Source organism: Ferrovibrio sp. GW821-FHT12D07 (assembly GCF_058807275.1).
Genome location: NZ_JBXAQN010000001.1, coordinates 929766 through 941433 on the forward strand (window position 1 = coordinate 929766; position 11668 = coordinate 941433).

Below are 11668 nucleotides of genomic sequence, written 5' to 3' on the forward strand. Positions count from 1 at the left end.
GCCGATGATGGGGATGGACCCTCGGCCAAGATGATCTCTTGGGCCCGAAGGTGACGATCTGTGGGGTTGTCACCCCTTCGCGATCAGCTCGGCCTGCTTGACGATGCCCTCTGCCTGACGAATGGAGGCGATGTCGATCAGCTTGCCGTCCAGCGCCACCGCGCCCTGGCCGGCCGCCTGCGCCGCCTTCATCGCTTCCAGGATGCGCTTGGCCTTGGTCACTTCCGCCTCTGGCGGCGTGTAGACCTCGTTGGCCAGCGGAATCTGGTTGGGGTGGATCGCCCACTTTCCTTCGCAGCCGAGGATCGCAGCACGATTGGCCTGTGCCTTGTAGCCCTCGTTGTCCGAGAAATCGCCGAACGGACCATCGATGGGCCGCAGGCCGTTGGCGCGCGCCGCCACCACCATGCGTGAAATGGCGTAATGCCACATGTCGCCCCAGAAATAGTCGCGCGGCTTGTCGCCGTCCTTGTCGGTCAGCACGCCATAGAGCGCATTCGGCCCGCCGATCGAGGTCGTGCGGGCGCGCGTCGAGGCGGCGTAATCGGCGACGCCGAAATGCAGGCTTTCCATGCGAGGGCTTGCCGCTGCGATCTCGTGGATATTCTGCATGCCCAGCGCGGTCTCGATGATCGCCTCGATACCGATGCGCTTCTTGAAGCCTTTCGCGGTCTCGATCTGGGTCAGCAGCATGTCGACGGCATAGATGTCGGCCGCCGTGCCCACCTTGGGCACCATGATCAGGTCGACCTTGTCGCCGACGCCCTCGATCACCTCGACCACATCGCGATACATGTAATGGGTGTCCAGCCCGTTGATGCGCACCGACATCACCTTGCGGCCCCAGTCCACATCATGCAGCGCCTGCACGATGTTCTTGCGCGCCTGCGGCTTGTCGTCGGGAGCGACCGCGTCTTCCAGGTCGAGGAAGATCACATCGGCGGCGGATTTCGCCGCCTTCTCGAACAGCTTCACATTGCTGCCGGGCACGGCGAGTTCGCAGCGGTTCAGCCGGGCCGGCGCAGGTGTGATGGTCTTGAAGCTCATGGCGGCAACGCTCCCTCTTTTTTCTATGTTGCAACTGCTAACTAGCCCGGACGGCCTTGGCAAGCGTGACGTAGGGAGAAGGGGTTATCGGCAGGATTTGATTTTTATCCTATTTAATGTATCGTATATGTTCTTAAATTCCCGATCTTGGAAATCGTGAATCTGTTCGTGTGGCGCTATCGGCCCGGATTGGCCTTGACCGGGACGCACTTGGCCCGAATGGGCTCCTAATGGGACTCAATTGGCTCCGAATGGGACCGAACTGGCTCTCAATGGGCTCGAATTGGCTCGTCTTGGCGCTGTCCGGGCCGCAATTATGTCGGATTTCCGCGCTTAACCCTTGGCCAAGGGATGATGCTGGCGCACCAGCGCCTGTTTCCGCGCTTCCAGCACATGGGTGTAAATCTGCGTGGTGCTGATATCGGCATGGCCCAGCATCTTCTGCACGGCGCGCAGGTCGGCCCCGTGCGCCAGCAGATGGCTGGCGAAGGCATGGCGCAGAACATGCGGCGACACCTTTGAAGGCATCAGCCCGGCGGCAATGGCGAGTTCCTTCAGCAACTGGCCGAAACGCTGGCGCGTCAAATGTCCGCTTTCGCCGCGCGAGGGAAACAGCCAGGGCGAGGTCTTGGTTTCCATGAAGACGGCGCGGCAACCGGCATAGTCCTCGATGGCCTGGCGCGCCGGCTCCGACAGCGGCACCAGCCGCTCCTTATTGCCCTTGCCGCGAATGACCAGGAAGCGGTCGTCGTCGCCAAACGGCGGCCAGCGCATCGAGACCAGTTCGCTGACGCGCAGGCCGGTGGCGTAGAGGATTTCCAGCAGCGCGGTCAGCCGCAGGCTTTCGGCCGGATCATCGCGTAACGTCCGTGCTTCCTGCAGCAGCATGTCGACCTCGCCCTCGCTCAGCAGTTTGGGCAACGGCCGCGCGCGCTTGGGTGCATCCAGCAGCGCGGCGGGATCGTCGGTGCGAATGTTTTCCTGCACCATGAATTTGAAAAACTGCCGCAGTGCTGACAGACGCCGCGCGGCGGTGGCAGGTTTCAGCCCGGCATCATGCAGGCCCTGCACATAGGCGCGCAAACTGTCGACGCCGATGCTCTCGGGCTTTTCGTCGCGCGCGGCGATGAAGCCGCTGAACTCGGCGAGGTCGGTCTGGTAAGCCAGCAGGGAATTCTTGGCCAGTCCGCGCTCGGCGCTAAGCATCTCGAGGAAGCTGTCGATATGACGACTTGCTCTCGCCATCGCGCTGGCTCAGAAGCCGCGCAGCAGGGCGGCTTCCAGGGCGATCTGGCGCGCTTCGGCGATCAGGCCGACGGCGCGTAGCGCTTCCAGCGCGGTGGCAAGGCTCTGGCCATCGGCATCCAGACTGCCGTTGCCACCCAGCATGGCCAGCGACAACGCAATCGTCTCGGCCTTCGCCTTGGCCATCGCGGCGCGCTGCAGGTTGCGCCACAGGCCGGCCGGCGGCACGCGCGCACTGGCAGCGGCCGCGGCATTCAGCAGGCTGTCCCAGCGCTCGGGCGGCACCGCGATGCCCGAGGCTTCGGCCAGCGTCAGCAGTTGCGCCGCGCGCGCGATGCGGTCGGGCGGCGAGAGTTCGTCCTGCGCGGTCCACCAGGCTTCGTAGCGGCTGTCGCGCCATTCGCCGTCTTCGCCGGCGATCAGCAGCAGCGGCCAGGCGGTGGCGACGATATCGCCGGCATTGTCGCGTTCGGGCGGCAGTGTCATCAGGGTGGTGCGCCACAGCCGCGCCAGGCCCAGATCACCAGAGGCCAGTGCCATGCGGATCACGGCCGGCGCCGCGTGGATGCTGTTCTCGTTCGGCACCAGATTGGCCAGCAGCGGCTTGTAGACGGCCGCCGTGGTCAGCAGCAGGTTGCGCGCCATGCTCAGCTCATAGGCGCGGCGGATCAGTTCGGCGCGCGTCTTCGGCTCGGTGGTGGCCTTGGTCTGCTGATAGATCAGGGCGGCGGCGCGCACGCTCTTCTCTTTGCCGCTGCCGATGCCGGCGATCAGCGCCGTGCGCTGTGCATCCGAAATCTCGACGGCGGCATAGGCTTCGGCCAGCAGTTCGGGCGGCAGCGCGCCGAAGCTGACGGCGCGTTCGGTGGCCATCAGCCGGGTCTCGGCGTCGGCCTTGTCATAGCCCGCCACCATGATCAGGACGGCTGGCGATGCCATGTCCAGTGTATCTTTGGGTAACGGCCGGCCGCTGGCGCGCAGCATGGCGAAATGCAGGGGCGTGACCGGACCGCCGAAGGTGTCGATCTTGGCGCGCGCATCGCCGCGCAGCACTGAGGCCAGCGTGTTGAAGGCCGGATCGGCGGGCTCGTTCGCATCCTTGGGGCCGTCGCGCCACAGGCTCAGCGCCAGGTCGCCGCCGGGAATGTTCTTGGCGATGTAGCGGCAGAAGACGGCGGCCTTCTGCCAGGTGGCAGACGGCTCGTCGCGCAGGCCCGCATCGGCGATCTCGCAGGCGCGCGGCACCTCGTTCTTCAGTAGCGCCAGATTGAACGGCAGCTCCCTGAAGACGGTATCCTTCGGCGCATTGGCGCCCGACGGCGCAAGACGCTCGGCCTCGTTGATACGGCCGAGCTTCATCAGCTGCGCCACGCGCAGGCCGAGGATGGACGGCGTGACGTCGTTGCCCGGGGGCACTTCGGCGATGGTCAGCAGCAGGCGGCGCTGCAGATCGCGCAGCGCGGGCGCGGCGACGGGTGCGGGCAGCACGCCCAGCGCCTGCAGGGCCTGCGGGCGCGTGGTCTTCTGCCACATGGCCGACCCCAGGCCGCCGTTGCCATCGTCGAGCAGGCCGGCCGATGAGGGATCGGGTGCCTTCAGCGGCTGGATGACGAAATCGGGGGCCTTGCCGTCAGTCGCCGGTTGCGAGGAAGGGGCTTCGGCTGCAGCCGGCGCGACGGGTGTGGGTGTGGGTGCGGGCAGGGGCTGCAGCTGCTGGGTCTCGACCTGCATGCCGCCGCCGGGGATCGGCGCGATCATGGTGGGCGGTGCTGCCGGCGCGGCCCCGAGCGGCATGGTGTTCTGCTGCTGCTGGACGGCAGAGGGCGACTGGTCTTGGCTGGCGGGCTGTTGATCCGGCGGAATGAGGCGCACCGGCTGCGCGGCGGCCGGGCCGGCCGTGAGGACAGCCAGCGCGAGAGCCGGGACCAGGGCGCGCATGGTGGTTATTTGCCGAGACGGTCGGCAGGTATCACCTTCTCGACCTTGCCGCGCGGTGCCGGAATGTCCCAGGTGGCGAGGAAGGCGGTGCCGCCACCGACCAGCAGGATCAGGAGAGCAACCAGGATAAGCGACATACGGGCCATGCGGCGTCCGCTCCGAACTGGAATTGTGAAACGATTGCTTTATTCTATCGGTGCAGCCCTTTCCAGGCAATCGGCGGGCTGCTGGTACACCTGAATTCGGACCCCTATTGGGTCCAAAGATACGAGTCGCAAAGCATACGAGAATGGGCGTGAGCACCATCGATACCGTCTCCGCCGCTGCCGCCCCGTCCGAGTCTCCCTCCACGACCGGTGAAGGCCGGCTGCGCAGCATCGTCCTGGTTGGCCTGATGGGCGCGGGCAAGAGCTCGGTCGGCCGCCGTCTGGCCAACCGGCTGGGCTTCGCTTTCCTAGATGCCGATGTCGAGATCGAGAAGGCGGCTGGCGCCGCGATTCCGGAAATCTTCGCCGAGCATGGCGAGGCGGCCTTCCGTGATGGCGAGCGCAAGGTGATCGCCCGGCTTCTCGATCAGCCGCAGATCGTGCTGGCCACCGGCGGTGGCGCCTTCATGAATCCGGAGACGCGGGTCCGCATCCGCGAGCGCAGCGTCTCGATCTGGCTCAAGGCCGAGCTCGACGTGTTGGCTAAGCGCTGCTCGCGCCGGCCGGGCAACCGGCCGCTGCTGGCGGGCGGCGATCTGCGCGGCACGTTGTCGCGCCTGATGGCCGAACGCTATCCCGTCTATGCCGAGGCCGACATTACGGTGATGAGCGTCGACGGCCCGCATGATGCCGTGATCGAGGATATCCTTCGTGCCTTGCCGGAGGAATACCGCGAATTGGCCCGCAAGCATCCGCCGGGCCATGGCCGCATCGGTCCCGATGAGTGAAGTGAGATGATGAAAGAACAGACTGTCCGCGTCGCGCTTGACGATCGCGCCTATGACATCCAGGTCGGTGCCGGCCTGCTGGAACGGGCCGGCGACCATATCGCGCCGCTGCTGCGCCGGCCCTTCGCCGTGATCGTCACCGACGAGCATGTGGCGAAGCATCATCTCGATACACTGAAGCGCGCGCTGGCCCTGAAGAATATCGGCTGCGAAACGATTATCCTGCCGCCGGGTGAGAAGCAGAAGTCCTATGCCGGCTTCGAGCATCTGTGCGAGGCGCTGGTGGCGCTGAAGGTTGAACGCCGCGACCACCTGATTGCATTGGGCGGCGGCGTGATCGGCGATCTGGTCGGCTTTGCCGCAAGCGTGCTCCGGCGCGGCATGGATTTCATCCAGGTGCCGACCAGCATGCTGGCGCAGGTGGATTCTTCCGTGGGTGGCAAGACTGCGATCAACAGCCGTCAGGGTAAGAACCTGATCGGCGCTTTCCACCAGCCGAAACTCGTGCTGGCCGATGTGGCGCTGCTGGATACGCTGTCGCCGCGCGAACTGCGCGCGGGCTATGCCGAAGTCGTGAAATACGGCCTGCTGGGCGATGCCGAGTTTTATGCTTGGCTGGAACAGAACGGCGCGAAACTGCTGGCCGGCGACATGGGCCTGCGCACCGAAGCGGTCGCGCGCTGCTGCGCCCACAAGGCGCGGATCGTGGCTGCTGACGAACGCGAAGAGGGCGAGCGCGCGCTGCTCAATCTGGGCCATACCTTCGGCCATGCGCTGGAAGCAGAAACCGGCTATTCGCAGCGCCTGCTGCACGGCGAGGGTGTGGCGGTCGGCATGGCGCTGGCCTTCCGGCTGTCGGCCAGGCTTGGGCTTTGCACGGCCGATCTCGCGCCGCGTGTGGAGCGGCATCTGGCCGAGAGCAGCCTGCCGGCGCGGTTGACCGATGTCGATGGCGCGGCTGCGTTCAAGCCGGCCGTGCTGCTTGAGCATATGAAGCAGGACAAGAAGGTGCGCGACGGCAATCTGGTCTTCATCCTGACTGAAGCCATCGGCCGTGCGGTGGAAAAACGCGATGTCGCGCCGCAGGCCGTGCTCGATCTGCTGGCCGAACAACTGGGCGCTGCGTCCGGCCGCGCGGCCTGAGCCCATGCCGCTGTCTCTCGTTGTCGAGGTCTTCTCGGTCATCGCACCGTTGCTGGTGATGACCGGTATCGGCTGGCTCTGGGCCAAGCGCGGCCGGCCGTTCCAGGTCGACAGCATCAGCCTGCTGGTCACCAATATCGGCACGCCCTGCCTGGTGATCTACACGCTGCTGACGGCGGAAGTCGATCGCGCGATGATCGGCACCATGACCTTTGCCACCTTCGTCGCGCTGGCGACCTTCATGGCGATCAATGCACTGGCGCTGTATCTGCTGAAACTGCCGATCCGCAGCTATGTCTCGTCGCTGACCTTCCCCAATTCGGGCAACGCCGGATTGTCGCTCAGCCTGTTCGCCTACGGGCAGCCGGGTCTGGCGCTGGCGATCCTGTTCTTCGCCGTCGGCTCGCTGGGCAATTTCACGCTGGGCCAGTCGATCATGGCTGGGCGCGGCAACCTGAAAGAGGTGTTTCGCTCGCCCATGATCTACGCCGTGCTGATCGGCGTGATCGGCAATCTGCTGGAGGTGCATCCGCCGGGCTGGATCCTGCGCAGCCTGCAGGTGACCGGCGGCATTGCCATTCCGCTGATGCTGCTCACGCTGGGCGTGTCGCTGGCGACATTGAAGGTGAGCGACCTGCAGCGCGGCCTGCTGCTGTCGGCGCTGCGGCTGCTGGCCGGTATCGGGGTGGGATTCGGCCTGAGCTGGCTGTTGGGGCTGGAAGGCGCCGCGCGCGGCGTCTTCATCATCCAGTGTGCGATGCCGGTGGCGGTGGTGAATTATATTTTCGCGCTGCGCTACAACCGCGATCCGCAGACGGTCGCGAGTCTGGTGGTGATTTCCACCCTGCTCAGTTTCGCGACTCTTCCTGCCCTGCTGGCCCTGGTGCTGGGCTGATCCCCAGATTGATCAGCGCTTCGCGGGCAACGCCGGTCGGCGCCGCGATGGTGACGCCGGAGCGCGCCACGAAATAGGACAGGATCGCGCTGCGCACGCGCGAGGTCAGGGTCTTTTCCCGCCGGGCCGGGTCACGGTCGACCTGGGCGGCGAACATGTGGCGGTCGATATTCTCGGCCGTGCAGATCGCGTCCAGCGCCGCCCATTCCAACCGCTCGAGACGAATACTCGTTCGTCCTCGCCCCAGCCGCAGATTGCGGGTCACGAGGCTGGATCCGCCGAAGGCGGGGGTGGGATGCTGCGGCTGTCGTGTCATTGGCATACCGCAACCTATAATGGATGTTCGTTAAGTTTTCAAAGGAAAAGGTTGTATTATCTGGAATTCCTGCGTGAATCAGGTTGTATAGGCGAATCAACCCATTGGTGGAACTAGGTCTTTTGCTCGTCCGGGCTTTGGGCGGTGATTGCCAGGGCATGCAGCCCGTCTTCCAGTTCCTGGGCCAGAATCTGGTAAATCAGGCGCTGGCGCTGCACCCGGTTCAACCCGTGGAAGCGCTCGGCCACCACCCGCAGCCGGAAATGGGTTTCCCCGGCCGCCAGACCCTTCATGGCGGCATGGCCGGCATGCATGCCGGATTCATCCACCAGCTCGAAATGGCTGGGATTGAGGGCCTCGGTCAGTTTGTCGCGGATGCGGGCGGCGATCGACATGATAAAAAATCCCAAAAGATGGAAGAGCCTGCACAATCAAGAAAAATGCAGGTTTTATGATAGTGCAGGGCACTGGCTATTGCCTTGCCAGTATCCCCCCTTCGACCCATAATTTACCAGTCATGCCGCGTGCCCGGACCGCCCAGCAAAAACTGTTTCTCGACGCCGAGGCGGACGCCGCTTTCGGGCGTCGCCGGCTGAAGCGCTGCGACCATCCCGGCTGTCAGGAAGAGGCGCGGTTTCCCGCCCCCAAAAGCCGCGAACGACACGATGGCCGGTGGCATTTCTGTCTCGATCATGTGCGCCAGTACAATGCCGGCTGGGACTTTTTCCGCGGCATGACCGATGCCGATATCGAGCGCTATCAGCGGCTGGATCCGCTGGGCCATCGCCCGACCTGGAAGCTGGGCACCAAGCCGCAGTCCGACGAGCCCCAGGTCTGGGTCAAGGACGACCTGGGGATTCTGGCCGAGGTGGGCATCAAGCTGGGCGCCGAACGGCGCAAGACGCGGGCCGAACTGCAGCTCGATCCCAAGGAACGGGACGCCCTGGTGACGCTTGGCTTCGACTTGTCCCAATTGACCCTCCCCTTGCGGAAGGCTGACATCAAGGCGCAGTACAAACGGATGGTGAAACGCTATCACCCTGACGCCAATGGTGGTGATAAAGCGGCCGAAGACCGGCTGAAAAGCATCACCCAAGCCTATGCCTTCCTGCAATCACGCGGCTATACTTAGCCCCTGATCTCCCCACGGTGCATGACAAGTCAGGACGATCCGCCCTGACACCGACTTGAAGCCCAAAAACGTTTGAGAGTGACGATGACGGCCCTTCAGACCAAGCCTGTTTCCCAGCCGGCAGCCGATCTGCCGGATATCACCATTTCTGTGCGCGATGTCTTCGGGATCGACAGCGACATGAAGGTGCCGGCGTTCAGCCAGCCCAGCGAGCATGTGCCTGATCTTGATCCGAACTACCGTTTTGATCGCGAGACCACGCTCGCCATCCTGGCCGGCTTTGCCTACAACCGCCGCGTCATGGTCCAGGGCTATCACGGTACGGGCAAATCCACCCATATCGAGCAGGTCGCCGCCCGCCTGAACTGGCCCTGCGTGCGCATCAACCTCGATAGCCATATCAGCCGCATCGATCTGGTCGGCAAGGACGCCATCGTGCTGCGCGACGGCAAGCAGGTCACCGAATTCCGCGAAGGCATCCTGCCCTGGGCACTGCAGTCGCCGGTGGCGCTGGTCTTTGACGAATACGATGCCGGCCGCCCGGACGTGATGTTCGTGATCCAGCGTGTGCTGGAAGTGGAGGGCAAGCTGACGCTGCTCGACCAGAATCGCGTCATCCGCCCGCACAAGGGTTTCCGCCTGTTCTCGACCGCCAACACGGTCGGCCTCGGCGACACCACCGGCCTCTATCATGGCACACAGCAGATCAACCAGGGCCAGATGGACCGCTGGAGCATCGTCTGCACGCTGAACTACCTGCCGGCCGAGGACGAGGCCGGCATCGTGCTGGCCAAGTCGCCGAGCTATACCGGCGACAAGGGCAAGAAGGCGATCCAGAACATGGTCGCGGTGGCCGAGCTGACCCGCGCCGGTTTCATCAACGGCGACATTTCGACCGTGATGAGCCCGCGTACGGTGATCACCTGGGCCGAGAATGCGCGCATCTTCGGCAATGTCGGTTTCGCCTTCCGTCTCACCTTCCTCAACAAGTGCGACGAACTGGAGCGCCCGCTGGTAGCCGAGTATTACCAGCGCTGCTTCGGCGAGGAACTGCCGGAAACCGCCGCGAAGGCTGATCTGAACTGATCTAGCCAGAACTGGAGTTGGCTAGGCGATGGCCAGCAAGCCGGAAAATCCGATCGAACCGTTCAAGCGGGCGCTGACCGCCGCCACGCGTGCGATTTCGCGCGATCAGGATGTGCAGGTCAGCTTCGGTCCGGAAACGCCGGGCCTGCGGGGCAAGCGCGCCCGCCTGCCGGTGCCCGGTCGTGATCTGCCGGCCGCCGAAGTCGCGCAGATTCGCGGCCTGGCTGACGCCATGGCGCTGAAGCTGCGCCATCACGACGATACCCTGCATTCCAGGCTGCTGCCGCAGGGCGGCACCGCGCGCGCGGTATTCGATGCGATGGAGCAGGCCCGCGTGGAGGCCATCGGTGCGACGCGGATGGCTGGCGTGGCCAAGAACCTGAATGCCGCGCTAGAAGACCGCTGTCGTTCCAGGGGCTATGCCAAGGTCAAGGATCGCTCGGAAGCGCCGTTATCTGATGTGCTCGGGCTGCTCGCCCGCGAGCGCTTGACCGGAGAGCCTGTGCCCAAACAGGCGCAGAAGATGGTGGCGCTGTGGCGTGAATGGGTCGAGGAGAAGGGCGGTGCCGATCTCGACGCCATGCTCGCCAACATGAACGACCAGCGCGCATTCGCGAAAATGTCGCGCAAGCTGATCAAGGATCTCGAACTCGTCGATGACGAGAGCGGCGATCTCGACGACGAGGATGAGGGCGAGGACCAGGACAGCCAAGGGCAGCAGCCCCAGAGCGAGTCCGATGGCTCCGATTCCGAACAGGGCGAAGCCGCCAGCAGCGGCATGGAGCAGGCCGATTCTTCCGATGCCTCGGGCGGCGAGTCCGTCGAGATGGATGCCGAAGCCGGCATGGAGGAACAGGTCGCGGGTTCAGGCGAGGAGGCCGGCAAGGGCCGCCGTCCGCCGACCTCCGACATGATGGGCCATAACCGCGAGGCGGCCTACAAGGCCTTCACCAAGCAGTATGACGAAGTGGTGGGCGCCGACGATCTTTGCGATACCGAGGAGCTTGCGCGGCTGCGCCATCATCTCGACCAGCAGCTGAGCAACCTGCAATCGGTGGTCGGCAAGCTGGCCAACCGGCTGCAGCGCCGCCTGATGGCGAAGCAATCACGCTCCTGGCACTTCGATCTCGAGGAAGGCATCCTGGATGCCGCGCGCCTGGCGCGCGTGGTGGCCAACCCGACCGTGCCGCTCAGTTTCAAGCAGGAAAGCGACACCGATTTCCGCGACACCGTGGTGACGCTGCTGATCGACAATTCCGGTTCGATGCGCGGCCGTCCGATCACGGTGGCGGCGATGTGCGCCGATATCCTGGCCCGCACGCTGGAGCGCTGCGCCGTGAAGGTCGAGATTCTCGGCTTCACCACGCGCGCCTGGAAGGGCGGCCAGAGCCGTGAGAAATGGCTGTCTGACAACAAGCCGGCCCATCCCGGCCGCCTGAACGACCTGCGACATATCGTCTACAAGGGTGCCGATGCGCCCTGGCGCCGCGCGCGCCGCAACCTCGGCCTGATGCTGCGCGAAGGTCTGCTGAAAGAGAATATCGACGGCGAGGCGCTGATGTGGGCGCATGACCGTCTGATCGCCCGGCAGGAGCAGCGCCGCATCCTGATGGTGATTTCCGATGGTGCGCCGGTGGATGATTCCACGCTCTCGGTCAATCCGGGCAATTATCTCGACCGCCATCTGCGCGAGGTGATCGACTGGATCGAGCGCCGCTCGCCGGTCGAGCTCACCGCCATCGGCATCGGCCATGACGTCACGCGCTATTACAAGCGCGCCGTCACCATCGTGGATGCCGAGCAGCTCGGCGGCGTGATGATGGAAAAGCTGGCCGAGCTGTTCGACGAGACCGGCGAGCAGCCGGGTCGCACGCGCGTCGGCGGCAAGGGCCGCAGCCGCGCCGCCTGATGCGCGCTCCGCTTCAGGCGGAT

Annotated in this window: 12 protein-coding genes; 6 read left to right on the forward strand and 6 right to left on the reverse strand. The window is 64.8% G+C overall.

Going from position 1 to position 11668, the window contains the following annotated elements; all coding sequences use genetic code 11:
- Window positions 1–69: 69 nt before the first annotated feature.
- From AC1RRE_RS04730 to AC1RRE_RS04745, 4 genes are all read right to left on the reverse strand, one after another.
- Complete coding sequence (locus AC1RRE_RS04730) at window positions 70–1047, reverse strand: HpcH/HpaI aldolase/citrate lyase family protein (protein WP_492979940.1); 978 nt, start codon at window positions 1045–1047, stop codon at window positions 70–72.
- Between the two features lie 333 nt (window positions 1048–1380).
- Entirely contained in the window at window positions 1381–2292 is a 912-nt protein-coding gene (gene xerD / locus AC1RRE_RS04735) for a site-specific tyrosine recombinase XerD (RefSeq protein ID WP_492979941.1), read from the reverse strand.
- Between the two features lie 9 nt (window positions 2293–2301).
- The gene (locus AC1RRE_RS04740; RefSeq protein ID WP_492979942.1) at window positions 2302–4230 is read right to left on the reverse strand and encodes a hypothetical protein; all 1929 of its coding nucleotides are present in this window, start codon (window positions 4228–4230) and stop codon (window positions 2302–2304) included.
- Window positions 4231–4235: 5 nt separating this feature from the next.
- Window positions 4236–4376: a hypothetical protein gene (locus tag AC1RRE_RS04745; RefSeq protein ID WP_492979943.1), complete on the reverse strand. Its 141-nt coding sequence runs from the start codon at window positions 4374–4376 to the stop codon at window positions 4236–4238.
- Between the two features lie 149 nt (window positions 4377–4525).
- Here AC1RRE_RS04745 and AC1RRE_RS04750 point away from each other — a divergent pair, with 149 nt between their 5' ends.
- From AC1RRE_RS04750 to AC1RRE_RS04760, 3 genes are read left to right on the forward strand one after another with little or no spacing between them, the layout of a single operon-like run.
- Complete coding sequence (locus AC1RRE_RS04750; protein WP_492979944.1) at window positions 4526–5164, forward strand: shikimate kinase; 639 nt, start codon at window positions 4526–4528, stop codon at window positions 5162–5164.
- Between the two features lie 6 nt (window positions 5165–5170).
- Window positions 5171–6307 carry a 3-dehydroquinate synthase gene (gene aroB, locus AC1RRE_RS04755; protein WP_492979945.1) on the forward strand — a complete coding sequence of 379 codons (1137 nt, stop codon included), beginning with the start codon at window positions 5171–5173 and terminating at the stop codon, window positions 6305–6307.
- A gap of 4 nt (window positions 6308–6311) precedes the next feature.
- Window positions 6312–7202: an AEC family transporter gene (locus AC1RRE_RS04760; protein ID WP_492979946.1), complete on the forward strand. Its 891-nt coding sequence runs from the start codon at window positions 6312–6314 to the stop codon at window positions 7200–7202.
- Here AC1RRE_RS04760 and AC1RRE_RS04765 read toward each other — a convergent pair.
- Entirely contained in the window at window positions 7156–7524 is a 369-nt protein-coding gene (locus AC1RRE_RS04765; protein WP_492979947.1) for a ribbon-helix-helix domain-containing protein, read from the reverse strand. The genes AC1RRE_RS04760 and AC1RRE_RS04765 overlap by 47 nt on opposite strands.
- 107 nt (window positions 7525–7631) lie before the next feature.
- Window positions 7632–7913 carry a BolA family protein gene (locus AC1RRE_RS04770; RefSeq protein ID WP_492979948.1) on the reverse strand — a complete coding sequence of 94 codons (282 nt, stop codon included), beginning with the start codon at window positions 7911–7913 and terminating at the stop codon, window positions 7632–7634.
- 122 nt (window positions 7914–8035) lie between these two features.
- Between AC1RRE_RS04770 and AC1RRE_RS04775 the strand changes: the two genes are divergently transcribed.
- From AC1RRE_RS04775 to cobT, 3 genes are all read left to right on the forward strand, one after another.
- Window positions 8036–8650, forward strand: coding sequence for a J domain-containing protein (locus AC1RRE_RS04775; protein WP_492979949.1), 615 nt, complete (start codon window positions 8036–8038; stop codon window positions 8648–8650).
- A gap of 84 nt (window positions 8651–8734) precedes the next feature.
- A complete protein-coding gene (cobS, locus tag AC1RRE_RS04780; protein WP_492979950.1) occupies window positions 8735–9736 on the forward strand; it encodes a cobaltochelatase subunit CobS in 1002 nt (333 codons plus the stop codon).
- 28 nt (window positions 9737–9764) lie between these two features.
- Window positions 9765–11645 carry a cobaltochelatase subunit CobT gene (cobT, locus tag AC1RRE_RS04785; protein WP_492979951.1) on the forward strand — a complete coding sequence of 627 codons (1881 nt, stop codon included), beginning with the start codon at window positions 9765–9767 and terminating at the stop codon, window positions 11643–11645.
- Window positions 11646–11668: the final 23 nt, after the last annotated feature.

Coding starts and splice junctions, on each gene's coding strand:
- AC1RRE_RS04775 (WP_492979949.1), top strand. CDS start 8,036: ATGCCGCGTGCCCGGACCGCCCAGCAAAAACTGTTTCTCGACGCCGAG.
- AC1RRE_RS04770 (WP_492979948.1), bottom strand. CDS start 7,913: ATGTCGATCGCCGCCCGCATCCGCGACAAACTGACCGAGGCCCTCAAT.
- AC1RRE_RS04730 (WP_492979940.1), bottom strand. CDS start 1,047: ATGAGCTTCAAGACCATCACACCTGCGCCGGCCCGGCTGAACCGCTGC.
- cobS (WP_492979950.1), top strand. CDS start 8,735: ATGACGGCCCTTCAGACCAAGCCTGTTTCCCAGCCGGCAGCCGATCTG.
- AC1RRE_RS04740 (WP_492979942.1), bottom strand. CDS start 4,230: ATGCGCGCCCTGGTCCCGGCTCTCGCGCTGGCTGTCCTCACGGCCGGC.
- AC1RRE_RS04745 (WP_492979943.1), bottom strand. CDS start 4,376: ATGGCCCGTATGTCGCTTATCCTGGTTGCTCTCCTGATCCTGCTGGTC.
- xerD (WP_492979941.1), bottom strand. CDS start 2,292: ATGGCGAGAGCAAGTCGTCATATCGACAGCTTCCTCGAGATGCTTAGC.
- AC1RRE_RS04765 (WP_492979947.1), bottom strand. CDS start 7,524: ATGCCAATGACACGACAGCCGCAGCATCCCACCCCCGCCTTCGGCGGA.
- aroB (WP_492979945.1), top strand. CDS start 5,171: ATGATGAAAGAACAGACTGTCCGCGTCGCGCTTGACGATCGCGCCTAT.
- cobT (WP_492979951.1), top strand. CDS start 9,765: ATGGCCAGCAAGCCGGAAAATCCGATCGAACCGTTCAAGCGGGCGCTG.
- AC1RRE_RS04760 (WP_492979946.1), top strand. CDS start 6,312: ATGCCGCTGTCTCTCGTTGTCGAGGTCTTCTCGGTCATCGCACCGTTG.